We start from the raw sequence: 19,098 nt of genomic DNA, 5'->3' as shown, positions 1-19,098 counted from the left end.
GGGTCCCGTGTGATTAACCACCCGTTTGGTAAATAACTCAGGTCGCTTGGCCTGCCACTCCTTCATCGCCGTGATCGGTGATTGATGATGCAGCGCCTTCTGAGGGATGTGGTGATTGTATAGCCAAGCGTAGCGTTTGAGCGTCTGCTCCAGGTCCTCGCCTGAGGTATAGCGCCGGGTCGCCAGCACGTCGCTGATGCGGCCGTTGAACCGCTCCACCATACCGTTCGTCTGTGGCCTTCCCGGCTTGATCAGGCGATGTTCGATACCATGGGCCTGGCACTCCTGGTCGAAGGGGTGGCGGCCGCTGGGCTTGCGCTCACCTGCCCGCGTGAAGCGATCGGTGAACGACTTGCCGTTGTCAGTGAGCACCGTCTGGATCGTGAAGGGCGCCTTCTCCTCCACGCGCTTCATGAACGCCTTGGCATCCTTGGCAGACTGGCTACGCCTGACCTCCAGATAGACCCAGCGTGTGGCACGGTCGATGGCGACATACAGGTAGCGCTTCTGCTCCTCATCAGGCATCTGAGGCAGGTGCTTGATGTCGATATGCACGTACCCGGGCTCGTAGTCCTTGAAGGGCTTGTGCCGGGGCTTCCCATCATCACCAGCGTCCTGCCGAGCCAGTTCTGCCAGTGTCGGCACCTCGCGGCGCTGGAGCATGCGATGCAGGCCTGAGCGAGACAGTCGAGGGTTCAGGAACTCACGTGCCACGACGAGCAGGTCATCCAGACCGAGCCGCAGGAATTCGCGAGCGGCGATCAGCACCGCCTCCTGCTCGGACGTGAGGGTGGCCAGCAGGTTGTGACGCGTGTGCGGTCGGTCATGGACATCGTCACGGTACCGCCAGCGCCGGATCGTCGCGGGGGAGACGCCATACTGGCGAGCCAGCTCGCTATCCGTGATGCTGGAGGGCGCCGCCTGGATCTCGGACCGGATCTTCGGTGTTGTCGTGGCCTGCTTATGCAGCTTGATGTCCATGAATCGGCTCCCGAATGAATTGCTGTAGAAGCTCTCTGGCTGCCAGCAGAGGATAACTCCTATAACTCATTTGATCATCCGGGACCCTACAATTAGAAGAAAACGCGGGAAAAAGGTTTTTGAGGTAAAAGCGAATATTGTCCTTAGAAAACAATAAGTTATTTTGATATGTTTTGATAGGTTTCACGGGGCTTTACCACTTCAGAATGAGGTTCACTTCCCGATGCAGAACTCGCCGAAGATCTTGCCCAGCAGGTCGTCGGCGCTGAATTCGCCGGTGATCTCGCCGAGTGCCTGCTGGGCGGCGCGCAGGTCCTCCGCCAGCAGCTCGCCGGCGCCCATGCCCTCGAGCTGGGCGGCGCCGTTGTCGAGCGCTTCCCCGGCCCGCTCGAGGGCATCGAGATGGCGCCGCCGTGCCGAGAAGCGTCCCTCGGTGGTGGCCGAGTAGCCCATCACCGACTTGAGGTGATCCTTCAGGTTATCCACACCCGCACCGGTCTTTGCCGACAGGCGAATGACCGGCGGGGTTGTGGACAAGTCGATGCCGGCGTTCTCGCCGAGGGTGTCGATCTTGTTGCGCACCAGCGTTAGCCGTCCGGGATCGGCCAGCCGCGAGACGAACTCCGGCCAGATGGCCATGGGGTCGGTGGCCTGCGTGGTGGCGGCGTCGACCAGCAGCAGCACCCGATCGGCCTTCTCGATCTCCTCCCAGGCCCGCTGGACGCCGATGCGTTCCACGGCGTCGGGGGTGTCGCGCAGCCCGGCGGTATCGATCACGTGCAGCGGCATGCCGTCGAGGTGGATGTGCTCGCGCAGCACGTCGCGGGTGGTGCCGGCAATGTCGGTGACGATCGCCGTGTCCTGTTCGGTCAGGGCGTTGAGCAGGCTGGACTTGCCGGCGTTGGGACGCCCGGCGATCACCACGTTCATGCCCTCGCGCAGCAGCGCGCCCTGGCTCGCCGAGCGGCGCACCGTCTCCAGCTCGTCGCGGATGGTGGCGAGCTTGCCGGCGACGTGGCCGTCGGCGAGGAAGTCGATCTCCTCCTCGGGAAAGTCGATGGCCGCCTCGACGTACATGCGCAGTTCGATGAGCGAGTCGACCAGTGTCGATACCCGCTCGGAGAAGGCCCCCTGCAGCGAGCGCAGGGCGTTCTCGGCGGCGGCGCGGGAGCTGGCGTCGATCAGGTCGGCGATGGCCTCGGCCTGGGCCAGGTCGAGCTTGTCGTTGAGGAAGGCGCGCTCGGAGAACTCGCCGGGACGCGCCAGGCGGGCGCCCAGCGTCACGCAGCGCTCGAGCAGCATGTCCATGAGCACCGGGCCGCCGTGGCCCTGCAGCTCGAGCACGTCCTCGCCGGTGAAGGAATGCGGACCGGGGAAGAACAGGGCGATGCCCTCGTCGACGACCTGCCCCGCGGCGCCCAGGAAGGCGCCGTAGCGGGCGTGACGCGGGGCGGGGCAGTGGCCGATCACCGCCTCGGCGATCGCCCGGCAGGCCGGCCCCGAGACCCGGATGATCCCGACGCCGCCACGCCCCGGCGGCGTGGCCAGGGCGGCGATGGTGTCCGGCGTGTAAAGTGGCGTTTCGGGCATGGTGCGGGCTCTTTGAGGGGTGGGGACTATTGTCGTCATCCGGGACTGAAACGCCAGACCCCCGCACGAGGGCGGGGGTCTGGTGTGGCGAAGTGCCGGTGACGCGCTACTTGCCCTTGGCAGGGGCGGTGTCGCCGACGATCTTGCGGGTGATCACCCACTGCTGGAGGATCGACAGGCTGTTGTTGACGATCCAGTAGATCACCAGGCCGGCCGGGAACCACATGAAGAAGAAGGTGAAGACGATCGGCAGCATCTTCATGATCTTCGCCTGGGTGGGGTCGGGCGGCGCCGGGTTGAGCGACTGCTGGACCCACATGCTCAGCCCCATCAGCAGCGGCAGCACGAAGTAGGGATCCTTCACCGACAGGTCGTTGATCCACAGCATGAACGGCGCGTGGCGCAGCTCCACGGACTCCTTGAGCATCCAGTACAGCGCGATGAACACCGGCATCTGGATGACGATCGGCAGGCAGCCCCCCAGAGGATTGATCTTCTCCTTCTGGTAGAACTTCATCATCTCCTGCGACATCTTCTGGCGATCGTCGCCGAAGCGTTCCTTGATGCGCTGCATCTCGGGGCCGAGCTTGCGCATCTTCGCCATCGACTTGTAGGCCTTGGCGGACAGCGGGAACAGCACGGTCTTGACGATGACCGTCAGCAGGACGATCGACCAGCCCCAGTTGCCGATCACGCTGTGGATCTTCTCCAGCAGCCAGAACAGCGGGTTGGCCAGGAACCACAGCCAGCCGAAATCGACGGTGAGCTCCAGGTTGGGGGCCACGGCGGCCAGGCGCTCCTGGACCTTGGGGCCCATGTAGAGCGTGGCGCTCAGGTCGGTCTCGCCGCCGGGAGCCACGCTCTGGGTGGGGCCGGCGAAGGCCACCACGTTGCGGTCCCGGGAATCGGTGGTCGCATAGTAGAGGTTCTGCTGGTTCTGCGCCGGGACCCAGGCGGAAGTGAAGTAGTGCTGGATGATCGCGACCCAGCCACCCTCGACGTCACGGTTGTTGAACTCGCCGTTCTTGATCGCGTCGAAGCCGACCTTCTCGTAGTGGTTGTCCGGCGAGGAATAGGCCGCGCCCAGGTACGAGCTCATGCCCATGCCGCCGCTGGTGGACGGGTCGGGGCTGTTGTCGCGGGCCAGCTGGCCGATGAAGCGGGCGGTGACGGGGGTTTCGCCCTGATTGGCCAGATGGTAGCTGACCTTGACGGCGTAGCTGTCGCGGTCGAAGACCAGGCGCTTGATGACGTCAACACCGTTGACTGTGGCCTTGAGGTCGACGGTCAGCGACTTCTCGCCCTTGGCGAGGGTGTACTGGGTCTTCTCCGGCGTGAAGGCGATGCGTCCCTTGTGCCCCTCGAGCTGGAGCCCGGACTTGGCGACATAGCTGCGGGTACGGCCGTCGGAGAGCAGCACGAAGGGATGCTCGGCGTTGCGGCTCATCTTGTGCTGCGGAAGCGCCGCGTAGACGATGTCGCCGCCCCGCGGGTCGATGCGCACGTCGAGCACGTCGGTCTTCACGTCGATCAGGCTGCGCCGAGTGTCGGTGGCGGCGTTGTCCGCCATCGTCGGGCTGGCGCTGCCCCCTGACTTGCCGGAGGGTGCAGCCAGGCTCTGCTCGTCGGCGGGCTGGCCGCCGCCATCGCCGGCGGCCGGCTGACCGCTGCTGCTGAACGAGGGCGAGGAGGTTTCGGCAGGGGTCTGCCCGTAGTCCTGATTCCACTGGATGACCAGCAGGTAGGCAAGAACCGCGAGCGGAATCACGAGTAACAGTCGTTTTACGTCCATTAGGGATCTGCCCGATGGGAAGTTGGATCACTCTGGCGACTCGGCCAGCACGCTGTTCCGGTCAGGAGGGCGAGGCGACCGCCGCCTGCTTGCGAACCTCCTTTTCCAGGCGTCGCCACAGGCCGTGCAGCTGGCGGTGCAGCGTGGGGTTATCCAGGTCGCTGACGCCGCGACGGGCGAGGACCACGATATCCACGGCGGGCAGGCGATGCTGCCGGAGTCGGATGGATTCGCGCACGAGGCGCTTGAGACGATTGCGATCAACGGCACGACGGACATTCTTCTTGCTCACCACCAGGCCGACACGGGGATGCCCCAGTGCATTGGCTCTGGCGAGAACCAGGATGCCCCTGGCGTGAACCTTGTACGTGGCGCGATCGAAGACGTATCGATAGTCCCCGGCATTCAGCAGGCGCAGTTGCCGGGGAAAGCCCTGACAGGACATTCGCGGCCGATCAAGCGCTCAGACGCTTGCGACCCTTGGCACGACGACGTGCCAGAACCTGACGACCATTCTTGGTGGCCATGCGAGCACGGAAGCCGTGCGCACGCTTGCGCTTGAGAACGCTGGGTTGAAAGGTGCGTTTCATGACGTTGAATTCCCACGTGGTGGATTGGAAGTGACAGTTGTCCCCCCTCCCCAGGCGGGGCAGCGGGACGGATTTGGCTCAAGGCGGGAAATTCTAGTGAATTCGCCAGCCACGTGCAATTTCTGCGCGCGATTATCCACAACAGGTTCTTTCAACGCGCCTGGCGGTTCCGCTGTTCGCCGCCGTGCTGTGGCCGCCTTCCTGCCAAAAATGCCAGCCGTCAGCCGGGCGAAGACCGTCGTCGGATCAGTGCTTCCGTCGTGATCGACGGTCCTATTACAATTATTGGGTTTCTTGACTGATGTTGTTATTACTATTGGGGATAAAAATTGTGGATAACCTGATAGATTCCTTGTGAATCATGCAGGTGGGCGTTTGATGAATGTGTGTGCAGTCGTTTGGAAAACGGTGATTCTCCTGCCGGGAGCCTGTGGATGAAATGACGGGTTATCCACGGTTCGCATCCTGTCCCCGAAAGATACCCGACGCGTCCACCTTCCCGTACCCGAGTTGTCCACAAAGCCATCGTGGCCGGGTGGCGTGTGGATAACTCGCCTCGAGAACGCTACAATGCCCGGTCATTCGCAAATCGGGATGGGTCACACGCGTGTCGGTCGCTCTTTGGCAACAATGTCTGGACTACCTGCAGGACGAGCTGAACTCGCAGCAGTTCAATACCTGGATTCGCCCCTTGCAGGCAGAAGATACGGCGTCCAACGAGCTCACCTTGCTGGCGCCCAATCGCTTCGTGCGCGATTGGGTCAGCGACAAGTACCTGAAGCGCATCAACGAGCTGCTGCGTGAACTGGCGCCAGCCAAGCCGCCCAAGGTGGCGCTGGCGGTGGGCAGCCGGCGTGCCGCGCCCAGCCCCCAGCCCCGGGAACTCGGCAACCCGGTGTCGGCCAGCCGCTTTCGTCAGCCCGCGGCCCCGGCGGTGCAGACCCCGCCGCGGGGCGACTACGCCGACGAGCAGGAGATCGAGACGCTGCGCGAGGAGTCCGCGCGGCGCGGTGGCTCGAACGGCGAGCGCCAGGTTCAGGTGGAGGGCAGCCTCAAGCACCAGAGCGGCCTCAACCCCAACTTCACCTTCGACACCTTCGTCGAGGGCAAGTCCAACCAGCTGGCCCGGGCAGCCTCGCGGCAGGTCTCGGAAAATCCCGGTGGCGCCTACAATCCACTGTTCCTGTACGGCGGGGTGGGGCTGGGCAAGACGCACCTGATGCACGCGGTGGGCAATCAGCTGGCCATGCAGCGCGACAACGCGCGGGTGGTCTACCTGCATTCCGAGCGCTTCGTCGCCGACATGGTCAAGGCGCTGCAGCTCAACGCCATCAACGACTTCAAGCGCTTCTATCGCAGCGTCGACGCCCTGCTGATCGACGATATCCAGTTCTTCGCCGGCAAGGAGCGCTCTCAGGAAGAGTTCTTCCATACCTTCAATGCGCTGCTCGAGGGCGGTCAGCAGATGATCCTCACCTCGGATCGCTACCCCAAGGAGATCAGCGGGGTCGAGGAACGGCTCAAGTCGCGCTTCGGCTGGGGGCTGACGGTGGCGATCGAGCCGCCGGAGCTGGAGACGCGGGTGGCGATCCTGATGAAGAAGGCCGACCAGGCCAAGGTCGACCTGCCGCACGACGCGGCCTTCTTCATCGCCCAGAAGATCCGTTCCAATGTCCGCGAGCTCGAGGGCGCGCTGAAGAAGGTGATCGCCGACTCGCACTTCATGGGCAAGCCGATCACCCAGGATTTCATCCGCGAGTCGCTCAAGGATCTGCTGGCGCTGCAGGACAAGCAGGTCGGGGTGGACAACATCCAGCGCACCGTGGCCGAGTACTACAAGATCAAGGTGGCGGACCTGCTTTCCAAGCGGCGTTCGCGCTCCGTGGCCCGGCCGCGCCAGATGGCGATGGCGCTGGCCAAGGAGCTGACCAATCACAGCCTGCCGGAAATCGGCGATGCCTTCGGCGGCCGCGACCACACCACCGTGCTGCACGCCTGCCGCAAGGTGCAGGCCCTGCAGGAAGAGAGCGCCGACATCCGCGAGGACTACAAGAACCTGCTGCGCCTGCTGACCAGCTGAGACGACGAGCATCCCGCCGAACCGGCGGCACGAACATCGCCTTGATATTCAGGACATAGAGTGGAGCCCTCATGAAATTTTCCATCGCCCGCGAAGCCCTGCTGCGCCCGCTGTCGCTGGTGGCCGGCGTCGTCGAGCGCCGCCAGACGCTGCCGGTGCTGTCCAACGTGCTGATCGAGGTGCAGGACGCCCGTCTGGCCCTGACCGGCACCGACCTCGAGGTGGAGCTGATCGGCCGCGCCGAGCCCACCCAGGTCGACGAGCCCGGCTCGGCGACGGTGCCCGCGCGCAAGCTGATGGACATCTGCAAGTCGCTGCCCGAGCAGTCCGAGATCACCTTCTCGCTGGAGGACGGGCGCGCGATCCTGCGTGCCGGGCGTTCGCGCTTCACGCTCTCCACCCTGCCGGTGGCCGAGTTTCCCAACATCGAGGACGGTCAGGCCAGCCAGGAGCTGAGCCTGGCGCGGGGCACGCTCAAGCACCTGATCGATGCCACCGGCTTCGCCATGGCCCAGCAGGACGTGCGCTACTACCTCAACGGCATGCTGCTGGAGTTCGGCCATCACCTGGTGCGCACGGTGGCCACCGACGGCCATCGCCTGGCCATGTGCACGCGCAGCGCCGAGATCGACGTCGAGCCGGCCCAGAAGCTGATCGTGCCGCGCAAGGGCGTGCTCGAGCTGTCACGGCTGCTCGACGGCAGCGACGAGCCGGTCAACCTGACGCTGGGTGCCAACCACGTGCGTGCCCACACCGGCGAGTTCACCTTCACCTCCAAGCTGGTGGACGGCAAGTTCCCCGACTACGAGCGGGTGATTCCGCGCGGCGGCGACAAGACCTTCATCGCCGACCGCGCCGAGCTGCGCCAGGTCCTCTCGCGGACCTCGATCCTCTCCAACGAGAAGTATCGCGGCGTGCGCCTCAACCTCGAGGAGGGCAACCTGCGCGTACTGGCCAACAACCCGGAGCAGGAGGAAGCCGAGGAGAACGTGGCCATCGAATACGACGGCAATGCCATGGAGATCGGCTTCAACGTCGGCTATCTGATCGACGTGCTCAACGCGCTGGACAACGAGCGCATGCAGATGACCCTGTCCGATCCCAACAGCAGCGCCATCATGGAAGAGCCCGGCGGCGGCGACGCCCTCTACGTCGTCATGCCCATGCGTCTGTAATCCGCCCACCGCGACGGAGCGCCTCCGGGCGCTCCCGGAATCCTCCATGCCTCTCGATCGCCTCTCGTTTCAGGGCCTGCGCAATCTGGCGCCGCTGGAGATGCGACCCTCGGCCACCGTCAACCTGATCAGCGGCGACAACGGCAGCGGCAAGACCAGCCTGCTCGAGGGTATCCACATCCTGGGCATGGGCCGCTCGTTCCGCACCCAGCAGCTCAAGCACGCCATCCATCACGACCACGACAGTGTCACCCTGCACGGGCGACTGATGGGCGATCCCCCCGTGCCCCTGGGGGTTCGGCGCCACCGCCAGCAGGCGGAGCTGGAGATGCGCATGGCCGGCGAGCGAGTGGGGCGGGTCGCCCGGCTCGTCGAGGCGCTGCCCCTGCAGCTGATCAACCCCGACGCCTTCCGCCTGCTGGAGGGGTCGCCGGCGGCGCGTCGCGAGTTTCTCGACTGGGGCGTGTTTCACGTGAAACACGATTTCCTCGAGGCCTGGCGGCGCATGCGCCGGGCACTGAAACATCGGAACGCCCTGCTCAGGCATGATAGAATGGACGATCAGTCGATGACCGTCTGGGAACGGGAGCTGGTGCACTGGAGCGAGCGACTGGACGCGCTGCGCAGCGCCTACATGGCGGATTTCCTGCCGGTCTTCGAGGCGACGCTGGCCGAGCTGCTGCCCCTGCCGGGGCTGGTGCTGCGCTACCACCGCGGCTGGGACCGTCAGCGCGATCTCGCCGAACTGCTCGCGCAGGGCCGGTTGACGGATCGGCAGATGGGCTTCACCCAGCAGGGGCCGCAGCGTGCCGATCTGCGCATCCGGGTCGATCGCCGGCCGGCGGTCGAGGTGCTTTCCCGCGGACAGCAGAAGCTCGTGGTCAGCGCGCTGAAGCTGGCCCAGGGGCGGCTGCTCGAGCAGTGCACGGGCCGGACCTGCGTCTACCTGATCGACGACCTGCCGGCCGAGCTGGACGCCGCCCACCGCCGCCTCTTCTGCCACTGGCTGGCACGCATGCAGTGCCAGGTCTTCATCACCAGCGTCGATGCCGAGGCGCTGGTGGAGGCGTGGCAACCGGGCACGGCCATGGCGATGTTTCACGTGAAACAGGGCCGACTGACAGCACACGGAACATGACTTCACGACGGAGTAGTCAATGAGCGAACAGGCTTACGACTCATCGAGCATCAAGGTCCTCAAGGGGCTGGATGCCGTGCGCAAGCGGCCCGGCATGTACATCGGCGATACCGATGACGGCACCGGCCTGCACCACATGGTGTTCGAGCTGGTGGACAACTCCATCGACGAGGCGCTGGCGGGCTACTGCAGCGAGATCCGCGTGATCATCCATCCCGACGAGTCGGTGACGGTCAGCGACAACGGCCGCGGGGTGCCCACCGACATCCACAGCGAGGAAGGGGTCTCCGCCGCGGAAGTCATCATGACCGTGCTGCATGCCGGCGGCAAGTTCGACGACAACTCCTACAAGGTATCGGGTGGCCTCCACGGGGTCGGGGTGTCGGTGGTCAACGCCCTGTCCGAGGAACTCAAGCTGACCATCTGGCGAGCCGGCCAGGTGCACGAGCAGCTCTACCATCACGGCGTGCCGGACGCGCCGCTGACGGTGGTGGGGGAGACGCAGAAGAGCGGCACGCGTGTGCACTTCCGGCCCTCCGCCGAGACCTTCGCCAACATCGAGTTTCACTACGACATCCTCGCCAAGCGCCTGCGCGAGCTGTCGTTCCTCAACTCCGGCGTGGCCATCCGCCTGACCGACGAGCGCAGCGGCAAGGAAGAGCTGTTCCACTACGAGGGCGGGCTTCGGGCCTTCGTCGACCACCTGAACACCAACAAGAGCACGCTCAACCCGGTGTTCCACTTCGAGGCCCAGCGCCCCGACGGTATCGCCGTCGAGGTGGCCATGCAGTGGAACGACACCTTCGCCGAGAACATCTTCTGCTACACCAACAACATTCCCCAGCGCGACGGCGGCACGCACCTGGCCGGCTTTCGCGCGGCCCTGACCCGGACCCTCAATCACTACATCGAGGCGGAAGGGCTGAGCAAGAAGGCCAAGGTCAGCACCTCCGGCGACGATGCTCGCGAGGGGCTGACGGCGATCATCTCGGTCAAGGTGCCGGATCCCAAGTTCTCCTCGCAGACCAAGGAAAAGCTGGTGTCCTCCGAGGTGAAGACGGCGGTGGAGCAGGAACTGGGGCGCGAGTTCTCCGACTACCTGATCGAGCATCCCAACGAGGCCAAGTCAATCGTCAACAAGATGATCGATGCCGCCCGTGCCCGTGAGGCGGCGCGCAAGGCCCGCGAGATGACGCGGCGCAAGGGGGCGCTGGACATCGCCGGGCTGCCCGGCAAGCTGGCCGACTGCCAGGAGAAGGACCCGAGCCTGTCCGAGCTGTATCTGGTGGAGGGCGACTCGGCGGGCGGCAGCGCCAAGCAGGGCCGCGATCGCCGGACCCAGGCGATTCTGCCGCTCAAGGGCAAGATCCTCAACGTCGAGAAGGCGCGCTTCGACAAGATGCTCTCCTCGGCGGAGGTCGGCACCCTGATCACCGCCCTGGGCTGCGGCATCGGGCGCGAGGAGTTCAACCCGGACAAGCTGCGCTACCACTCGATCATCATCATGACCGATGCCGACGTCGACGGCTCGCACATCCGCACGCTGCTGCTGACATTCTTCTTCCGTCAGATGCCCGAGCTGATCGAGCGCGGCCATGTGTTCATCGCCCAGCCGCCGCTGTACAAGATCAAGCGCGGCAAGCAGGAGATGTACCTGAAGGACGAGCAGGCGCTGCTCGACTACCTGACCACCACCGCGCTGGACGGTGCCAGTCTGCACGTCAACGCCGACGCCCCGGGCATCAGCGGCGAACGCCTCGAGGCGCTGGTCACCCAGTACCGCGACGTGATGAAGCGCATCGATCGCCTGTCCCGGGTGTATCCCAGCGAGGTGCTGCGCAAGATCGTCCACGCCGCGACGCTCGACGGCGAGGACAGCCTGCGCGATCGCGTCACCATGGAGAACTGGATCGCCTTCCTGCAGGCGGAGATGGATGCCCTGGTTGACTACGAAGGTGGCCCGCGCTACGTCTTCCAGCTGCACGAGGACAGCGAGCGGGGCCTGCTGCTGCCCGGCGTGGCGCTGACCGCGCACGGCGTGACCACCGATTACGTGTGGGGCGTCGACTTCTTCCGCAGTGCCGACTACCGCCGGATGGCGGCGCTGGGCGAGACCCTCAACGGCCTGCTGGGCGAGGGCGCCCATGTGGCCCGCGGCGAGCGCCGCCGCACCGTGACCACCTTCTACGAGGCCCTCGAGTGGCTGATGGGCGAGGCGCAGCGCGGCTTCTCGATCCAGCGCTACAAGGGGCTGGGCGAGATGAACCCCGAGCAGCTGTGGGAAACCACCATGGACCCCGAGACCCGGCGCATGCTGCGCGTTTCCATCGAGGACGCGGTGGCCGCGGACATGATGTTCAACACCCTGATGGGGGATGAGGTGGAGCCGCGTCGCGACTTCATCGAGAAGAACGCGCTGGTCGCCAACCTCGACGTCTGACCCCGAGAGTCCACCGCCCGTCGGCATGTTTCACGTGAAACATGCCGTCCGGAAAACGCCCTGGTCGAAAGCTTCGGCCGGGGCGTTTTCGTAAGTACGGTTGGCGATGTCGTCAGGCGAGGCGGCGGCTGGGCTCGAGTCGGATCGCCACCGCCTTGGAGGTCGGCGTGTCGGAGCCGATGCCGACGCTTTCCAGCGGCACCAGCGGGTTGGTCTCGGGGTAGTAGGCCGCACAGCAGCCGGCCGGGATGGCGTAGCTGACCAGGCGGAAGGCGTCCGCCCGGCGTTCGCGATCTCCATGCGATTCGCCGACCAGATCCACCCAGTCGCCATCACGCAGCCCCAGGCGCTCGAGGTCCTCGGCGTTGATGAACAGCACCCGGCGCTGGCCGTGAACGCCCCGGTAGCGGTCATCGTAACCGTAGACCGTGGTGTTGTACTGGTCGTGACTGCGCAGGGTCTGCAGCGTCAGCCAGCCCGCATCGCGACGCTCATGAAGCCGCTGGTGCATCACCGCGTCGGGCAGCTCGGCGTTCGAGAAGACCGCCTTGCCCGAGGGCGTGACGAAGCGCCGCTGCCGGGCCGGGTTGTCGAGGGCGAACCCCCGATGCCGACGCAGACGAGCGTTGAACGCCTCGAAGCCGGGAATCACCGCTTCGATTTCCGCGCGGATACGATCGTAGTCGTCGACCCAGCCCCGCCAGTCGAGGGCTTGGCCGGTCGCCTCACGCAGGGTATGCGTGAGGGCGAGGGTCGCTTCGGCGATGCCGGCGACGATCGCCGGCTCCGAGCGCAGCGCCGCCGAGGCCGGCTCCATGCGCCCCCGGCTGGCGTGCACCATCGACATGGAATCCTCGACGCTGACCGCCTGCACGTCGCCGTCTGGACCCTGACGATCGAACTCGCTGCGTCCCAGGCAGGGCAGGATCAGTGCCTCCTCGCCGATCATCAGGTGGCTGCGATTGAGCTTGGTGCTGATCTGCACGTTGAGCCGGGTCCGGCCCAGTGCCGCCTCGGTGCGCGGAGTGTCCGGCGTTGCGCGGGCGAAGTTGCCACCCAGAGCGATGAATACGTTCGCCTTGCCCCTTTCCAGGGCGCCGATCGCCGACACCGTATTGTGCCCCGGGCGGCGCGGCAGGGTCAGGCCGTAGCGGGCCTCGAGGGCGTCGATCAGCCAGCCCGGGGCCTTCTCGTCGATGCCCACGGTGCGGTTGCCCTGGACGTTGGAATGGCCGCGAACCGGGCACAGTCCGGCGCCTTCGCGGCCCACGTGGCCGCCCAGCAGCAGCAGATTGACGATCTCGCGCACGGTGTCGACCGAATGCACGTGCTGGGTGATGCCCATCGCCCAGGTAGCGATGACGCGCCGGGACTGCGCATAGACCGTCGCGGCGCGGGTGAGATCGTCGCGGCCCAGGCCGGACTGGGCCTCGATGCGTGCCCAGTCGGTGGCCTCCACCCGGGCTCGCCAGGCGTCCAGGCCCTCGGTCAGGCTGTCGAGGAAGGCCCGGTCGGGGGTGTAATTACCGTCGTCGATCATCGCGAACAGCGCCTTGGCGATGCCGCGCACCGCGGCCATGTCGCCGCCCAGCTTGGGCTGGAAGTAGTGCGAGCTGATGCGGTGGCTGCCGCCGCGCAGCATCTCGCGGGTGTTCTGCGGGTCGGCGAAGCGCTCCAGCCCCCGTTCGCGCAGCGGGTTGAAGGTGACGATCGCCGCGCCGCGCTCGGCGGCGCGACGCAGGTCGCCGAGCATGCGCGGGTGGTTGGTGCCGGGGTTCTGGCCGAACACGAAGATGGCGTCGGCGTGCTCGAAGTCCTCCAGCGACACCGTGCCCTTGCCGACGCCGAGACTGGCCGTCATGCCCAGCCCGCTGGCCTCATGGCACATGTTGGAGCAGTCCGGCAGGTTGTTGGTGCCATAGACCCGGGCGAACAGCTGGTAGAGGTAGGCCGCCTCGTTGCTGGCCCGGCCGGAGGTATAGAACAGCGCGCGGTCGGGATCGATGGCGGCTAACTGTTCGGCGATCAGGGCGAAGGCGTCATCCCAGCCGATGGGCTGATAACGGTCGCTGCCCGCATCGTAGCGCATCGGTTCGGTGAGCCGGCCCTGGTCCTCGAGGCGGAAGTCGTCCCAATCTCGCAGCTCGCTGACCGTGTGCTGCGCGAAGAAGCGCCGGGTGACTCGTTTGGCGGTGGTCTCCCAGGCCACGGCCTTGACGCCGTTCTCGCAGAACTCGAAGGAGGATTCGTGATTGGGGTCGCCCCAGGCGCAGCCCGGGCAGTCGAATCCTTCGGGCTGATTGGTGGCCAACAGGGAGCGGCTGCCCTTGAGCGGCGACTGGTTGTGCAACAGGTGCCGGCCGACGCTCTTCAGCGCGCCCCAGCCGCCGGCGGGGCCGGGGTAGGGAGCGATGCGCGGATGGCGGGTCTTGCGCGGTTCGGCCTGGGGAAGGGTGTCGTCGGTCGGCAGGGACGAGTCGCTCATGGGCAAGCTCCGGCAGTCGATTCAGCCTTTCAGCTTACGGTGATCCTGCTCCGGCGACCAATTGTTCTGACGGATGAGGCGATAGACGCCACCGATCATCTCGTCTCGGCGTCGGCCTGCCACAGCGACAGGGCTGCCTGAAGACGCCGGCTGGGCGCGCGGGTGGCGTGCCACAGCAGGCCGACGCGATCCCCGTCGCCGGGCAGGCGGCGGGCGGTCAGCGGTGCCTGACCGGTAGCGCGTTCGGCGAAGTGCGCCGGCAGCACGCTGGCACCGACGCCGGCCTGCAGCATGGCTTCCAGGGTGGCGATCGAATTGGCCTCGACGACCGGGGCCACCGCGATGCCGTGTTCGGCCAGCCGTGTCTCGAGCCGCTTGCGATGCTCCATCTCCGGCGTCAGCAGGCACAGCGGCCACTGGCCGAGCGCCTGCCAGTGGGGTACCTCGGGCAGCGAGAAATAGGCCGGCGAGGCGATCAGCGCCGGGTGTTCGCGGTAGAGTTCACGGTGCGCATAGCCGGCCATGGCCGGGGCGTCGGTGTAGCCCAGCACCAGATCCAGCGAGCCGTCCTCGAGCCCCTGGGCGAGGGCCAGCGTGGCCAGTTCGCGAACGTGAAGGCGCAGCCGGGGAAAGGCGCGGCGCAGCGCCGGCAGCCGTACGTCGAGGGCATACAGTGCCGTGGGGATCACGCCCAGGCTCAGGCAGCCGCTGGGCGCGGTGTCGGGGCCGACGTCGGCACGCAGGGCATCGAATTCGTCGAGGATGCGGTGGGCATGGGCGAGCACCCGCTGGCCCTCGGGTGTCAGTCCCTCGAAGCGGCGGCTGCGCCGGATCAGCGGCGTGCCCAGCTCCTCCTCGAGCTGCTGCAGGCGGGCCGAGAGCGTCGGCTGCGTGACGTGACAGGCCTCGGCGGCCCGGCCGAAGTGCCGCTCCCGGGCGAGGGCGACCAGGAAGGTCAGCTGACGATGGTCCATGCGTGCTCCGGATCAGCTCGTCCGGGTGGTGCGGCCGGTCAGCAGGGCCTCGACGAAGGCCGCGAGGTCGTCGTGAACGGGTACCTCGGCGAGCGCCTCGGCATGGTGCTCGAGGGTCCGTGTGCCCTTGCCGGTGCGTACCAGCGCCACGCGACATCCGGCCGCGCGGCCGGCCTCGATGTCGCGCAGGCTGTCGCCGACCATCCAGGCGCCCTTCAGCGAGTGCAGGCCGAGGGTGCGGCGAATGTCTTCCAGCAGGCCGGGGCGGGGCTTGCGGCAGTCGCAGCCGTCGTCCGGGCCATGCGGGCAGACGGCGATGTGGGCGAGCCGGGCGCCGCGCTCGGCGAGGCGCTGCTGCAGCCGGCAGTGCATGGCCTCCAGCGTGGCCCGGTCGAAGTAGCCGCGGGCGAGCCCCGACTGGTTGGTGGCCATGGCGACCTGAAAGCCGGCGTGACAGAGCCGGACGATGGCGTCGACGGCCTGCGGATAGGGCCGGAATTCGTCGGCCGACTTGATGTAGGCGTCGGAGTCGTGATTGATGACGCCGTCGCGATCGAGGATGACGAGCTTGTCGGTCATGGGGCGCACCTGACGCAAAAGGCCAGTGTAGGCGGGTGTTTCACGTGAAACAACGGGCTACGGGTCTCGAGAGGCGGGATGATGTTTCACGTGAAACATCGCGGAACCCACCAACGAAAAACGCCGGTGCATCGGCACCGGCGTTTCGGTTGGCAGATGAGCCGCAGGCTTACTGCGGCAGCTCGGCGATATCGGCGACTTCGAGGAACAGCCCCTGCAGGTCGGCCAGCAGCGCCAGGCGATTGCGGCGCACCGCCTGATCGTCGGCCATGACCATAACCTCGTCGAAGAAGGTGTCCACCGGCTCGCGCAGCGCCGCCAATGCATCGAGAGCCTCGCTGTAGCGGGCCTCGGCGATCAGCGGCGCGACCTCGCGGCGACGGGCGGCCAGGGCGTCGGCCAGGGCGCGCTCGGCATCGGATTCGAGCAGGGTGGCATCGACCTCTTCGGCGACATCGTCGGCCTGCTTGGCCAGGATGTTGGACACGCGCTTGTTGGCGGCGGCCAGGGCGGCGGCTTCCTCGCGGTGGCTGAAGGCGCTGACGGCGTGGATGCGCCGGGCGAAATCCAGCGGTCGCGTGACCGGGCGCGAGCGCACGGCCAGATAGACCTCGACGGGAATACCTTCGTCCTGGGTCCAGGCGCGGAAGCGGTCGAGCATGTACTCGAGTACCGTATCGACCAGTCCCTCGGCCTTGGGCAGGTGGCGGTGCTGAGCGGCGGCCTCTTCGAGCAGTTCGCGCAGGTCCAGGTCGAGCTCGGCCTTGATCAGGATATTGAGCACGCCGATCGCGGCCCGGCGCAGGGCGAACGGGTCCTTGGCCCCGGTGGGGCGCGCCCCGATGCCGAAGATGCCGGTCAGGGTATCGAGGCGGTCGGCCAGGGCCAGGGCCAGTCCGGTTTTGGTGGCCGGCACGGCGTCGCTGGCGAAGCGCGGCAGGTACTGCTCGTGCAGCGCCTGGGCGACCTCCTCGGGCTCGCCGTCGTGGCGCGCATAGTAGCAGCCCATGATGCCCTGCAGCTCGGGGAACTCGAGGACCATCTCGCTGACCAGGTCGCACTTGGCCAGCTGGGCGGCGCGGCCGGCGTGCTCGGCGTCGCCGGCGATGCGTTCGGCGATGAAGCGGGCCGTCGCCTCGCTGCGGTCAGCCTTGTCGGCCAGCGTGCCCAGCTGCTGCTGGAAGACCACGCTGCCCAGCCCCTCGCGGCGCGAGACCAGGCTGTGGCGAAGGTCGGTCTCGTAGAAGAAGGCGGCGTCGGCCAGGCGTGGGCGAATCACCTTCTCGTTGCCTTCGATGACCTGCTGCGGGTCACGGCTGTCGATGTTCGAAATGGTGATGAACAGCGGCTTGAGCTTGCCGTCGGCGTCCAGCAGGTGGAAGTACTTCTGGTTGGCCTTCATCGACGAGATCAGGCATTCCGCCGGCACCTCGAGGAAGCGGTCGTCGAAGCTGCCGGTCAGTGCCACCGGCCATTCCACCAGGCCGCTGACCTCGTCGAGCAGCGCCGGGTCGATGACCGCGGTGGCGTCCTGGACCTCGGCCTCGGCCAGCACCTGCTCGCGGATGCGCTCGCGGCGCACCCGGCGGTCGGCCAGCACGTAGGCGTCCTCGAGGGTCGTCAGGTAATCGTCGGCGTGGGCCAGGCTCAGGGGCGCCGGCGCATGGAAGCGGTGGCCGCGGGTCTCGCGGCCGGCCGCCAGGCCCAGTACCTCGGCCGCGACCACGTCGCTGCCGTAGAGCGTGACCAGCCAGTGCACGGGGCGCGAGAACTCGATGCGCGAGGCGCCCCAGCGCATGTTCTTGGGCACCGGAAGACCGGCGACGGCCTTGGTCAGGATATCCGGCAGCAGAGCGGTGACCGCCTCGCCGGGTTGCTCGTAGCGGTAGCCCAGCCAGGTGCCCTTGTCGGTTTCCAGGTGGATCAGCTCGTTTACCGTGACGCCGCAGGAGCGCGCGAAGCCCTCGGCGGCCCTGGTCGGCTGGCCGTCCTTGAAGGCCGCGGCCAGCGCCGGGCCGCGGCGCTCGATCTCGCGGTCGGGCTGCTTGTCGGCCAGCTCGCGAACCTGCACGGCCAGGCGACGCGGGGTGGCGTAGGCCTGGACCTCGCCGAAGGCGACTTCCGCCTCGCGCAGGCCGGCGACGAGGCCGTCGGCCAGGCCGTCGGCCAGGGCATCGATGGCACCCGGCGGCAGTTCCTCGACGCCCAGTTCGACCAGTAGGGTATTGGAAGCCATGCTCAAGCGTCTCCCTGTTCGGCTAGCAGTTCGCGGCGCAGGGCGTCCGGGGCCATGGGGAAGCCGGCCGCCTTGCGGGATTCGTAATAGGCGTGGGCGACGTCACGGGCCATGGTGCGCACGCGCAGGATGTAGCGCTGGCGTTCGGTGACCGAGATGGCGTGACGGGCGTCCAGCAGGTTGAAGGTGTGCGAGGCCTTGAGGACCATCTCGTAGGCCGGCAGCGGCAGGTTGGCCGCGATCAGCTTGCTGCACTCGCTCTCGAGGTGGTCGAAGCTGGCGAACAGCGCCGGCACGTCGGCGTGCTCGAAGTTGTAGGTCGACTGTTCCTTCTCGTTCTGCAGGTAGACGTCGCCGTAGGTGACCCGGGTGCCGTCGGGGGCGAGCGTCCACACCAGGTCGTAGACGCTGTCGACGTCCTGCAGGTACATGGCGATGCGTTCCAGGCCGTAGGTCAGTTCGCCGGTGACCGGGTAGCACTCGATGCCGCCGGCCTGCTGGAAGTAGGTGAACTGGGTGACTTCCATGCCGTTGAGCCAGACTTCCCAGCCCAGCCCCCAGGCGCCGAGGGTGGGGGATTCCCAGTTGTCCTCGACGAAGCGGATGTCGTGGACCAGCGGGTCGAGGCCCAGACGCTCGAGCGAGCCGAGGTACAGCGCCTGCAGGTCGGCCGGGGAGGGCTTCATCACCACCTGGAACTGGTAGTAGTGCTGCAGGCGGTTGGGATTCTCGCCGTAGCGGCCGTCGGTGGGGCGGCGCGAGGGCTGCACGTAGGCGGCGTTCCAGGTTTCGGGGCCGATCGAGTGCAGGAAGGTGGCTGGATGGAAGGTGCCGGCCCCGACTTCCATGTCCAGCGGCTGCATGATCACGCAGCCCTGCTCGGCCCAGTACTGCTGCAGGGCCAGGATCAGGCCCTGAAAGGTTGTCACGTCTGGCGTCGACTGTGTCATTTGAGGGTCACCGTTGGCCCATGAATTCACGAACCGCCAAGTATACAATTAGCGGTTAATCGGTTATAGGCACCGTGCCGAATTGCAC

At 66.7% G+C, this 19,098-nt stretch carries 14 protein-coding genes; 4 read left to right on the top strand and 10 right to left on the bottom strand.

What is annotated here, in order from left to right; genetic code table 11:
* The 5 genes from KGQ91_RS04185 to rpmH all read right to left on the bottom strand — a co-directional run.
* Positions 1 to 981: IS481 family transposase (locus tag KGQ91_RS04185; protein ID WP_224420337.1), on the bottom strand; the 981-nt coding region annotated here is incomplete at its 3' end.
* A gap of 213 nt (positions 982 to 1,194) precedes the next feature.
* Positions 1,195 to 2,571, bottom strand: coding sequence for a tRNA uridine-5-carboxymethylaminomethyl(34) synthesis GTPase MnmE (gene mnmE / locus KGQ91_RS04180; RefSeq protein WP_224420336.1), 1,377 nt, complete (start codon positions 2,569 to 2,571; stop codon positions 1,195 to 1,197).
* A gap of 106 nt (positions 2,572 to 2,677) precedes the next feature.
* Positions 2,678 to 4,363, bottom strand: coding sequence for a membrane protein insertase YidC (gene yidC / locus KGQ91_RS04175; protein WP_224420335.1), 1,686 nt, complete (start codon positions 4,361 to 4,363; stop codon positions 2,678 to 2,680).
* Between the two features lie 61 nt (positions 4,364 to 4,424).
* Positions 4,425 to 4,808, bottom strand: coding sequence for a ribonuclease P protein component (gene rnpA, locus KGQ91_RS04170; RefSeq protein WP_224420334.1), 384 nt, complete (start codon positions 4,806 to 4,808; stop codon positions 4,425 to 4,427).
* A gap of 10 nt (positions 4,809 to 4,818) precedes the next feature.
* On the bottom strand, positions 4,819 to 4,953 hold the full coding sequence (rpmH, locus tag KGQ91_RS04165) for a 50S ribosomal protein L34 (RefSeq protein WP_163650180.1): 135 nt from the start codon (positions 4,951 to 4,953) through the stop codon (positions 4,819 to 4,821).
* Between the two features lie 607 nt (positions 4,954 to 5,560).
* On the opposite strand from rpmH, the gene dnaA reads away from it, so the two are divergent.
* From dnaA to gyrB, 4 genes are all read left to right on the top strand, one after another.
* The gene (gene dnaA / locus KGQ91_RS04160; protein ID WP_224416154.1) at positions 5,561 to 7,033 is read left to right on the top strand and encodes a chromosomal replication initiator protein DnaA; all 1,473 of its coding nucleotides are present in this window, start codon (positions 5,561 to 5,563) and stop codon (positions 7,031 to 7,033) included.
* 71 nt (positions 7,034 to 7,104) lie between these two features.
* On the top strand, positions 7,105 to 8,208 hold the full coding sequence (dnaN, locus tag KGQ91_RS04155; RefSeq protein WP_224416155.1) for a DNA polymerase III subunit beta: 1,104 nt from the start codon (positions 7,105 to 7,107) through the stop codon (positions 8,206 to 8,208).
* Positions 8,209 to 8,254: 46 nt separating this feature from the next.
* Entirely contained in the window at positions 8,255 to 9,346 is a 1,092-nt protein-coding gene (gene recF / locus KGQ91_RS04150; protein WP_224420333.1) for a DNA replication/repair protein RecF, read from the top strand.
* A 19-nt stretch (positions 9,347 to 9,365) separates the two neighbouring features.
* Positions 9,366 to 11,786, top strand: a complete 2,421-nt coding sequence (gyrB, locus tag KGQ91_RS04145; protein WP_224420332.1) for a DNA topoisomerase (ATP-hydrolyzing) subunit B — start codon at positions 9,366 to 9,368, stop codon at positions 11,784 to 11,786.
* A 112-nt stretch (positions 11,787 to 11,898) separates the two neighbouring features.
* Here the strand turns inward: gyrB and KGQ91_RS04140 are convergent, their stop codons facing one another.
* From KGQ91_RS04140 to glyQ, 5 genes are all read right to left on the bottom strand, one after another.
* Entirely contained in the window at positions 11,899 to 14,271 is a 2,373-nt protein-coding gene (locus tag KGQ91_RS04140) for an FdhF/YdeP family oxidoreductase (protein ID WP_224420331.1), read from the bottom strand.
* A 95-nt stretch (positions 14,272 to 14,366) separates the two neighbouring features.
* On the bottom strand, positions 14,367 to 15,245 hold the full coding sequence (locus KGQ91_RS04135) for a LysR family transcriptional regulator (protein WP_224420330.1): 879 nt from the start codon (positions 15,243 to 15,245) through the stop codon (positions 14,367 to 14,369).
* A 12-nt stretch (positions 15,246 to 15,257) separates the two neighbouring features.
* Positions 15,258 to 15,824, bottom strand: coding sequence for a D-glycero-beta-D-manno-heptose 1,7-bisphosphate 7-phosphatase (gene gmhB / locus KGQ91_RS04130; RefSeq protein WP_224420329.1), 567 nt, complete (start codon positions 15,822 to 15,824; stop codon positions 15,258 to 15,260).
* 169 nt (positions 15,825 to 15,993) lie between these two features.
* Positions 15,994 to 18,060, bottom strand: a complete 2,067-nt coding sequence (gene glyS, locus KGQ91_RS04125) for a glycine--tRNA ligase subunit beta (RefSeq protein ID WP_224420328.1) — start codon at positions 18,058 to 18,060, stop codon at positions 15,994 to 15,996.
* A gap of 2 nt (positions 18,061 to 18,062) precedes the next feature.
* Positions 18,063 to 19,010, bottom strand: coding sequence for a glycine--tRNA ligase subunit alpha (gene glyQ, locus KGQ91_RS04120; protein WP_224416161.1), 948 nt, complete (start codon positions 19,008 to 19,010; stop codon positions 18,063 to 18,065).
* Positions 19,011 to 19,098: the final 88 nt, after the last annotated feature.

This window comes from Modicisalibacter tunisiensis (assembly GCF_020148005.1).
GTDB classification, from domain to species: domain Bacteria; phylum Pseudomonadota; class Gammaproteobacteria; order Pseudomonadales; family Halomonadaceae; genus Modicisalibacter; species Modicisalibacter tunisiensis.
The sequence above is the reverse complement of the archived record's forward strand: the minus strand, read 5'-3'. Positions and strand labels throughout refer to the sequence as shown.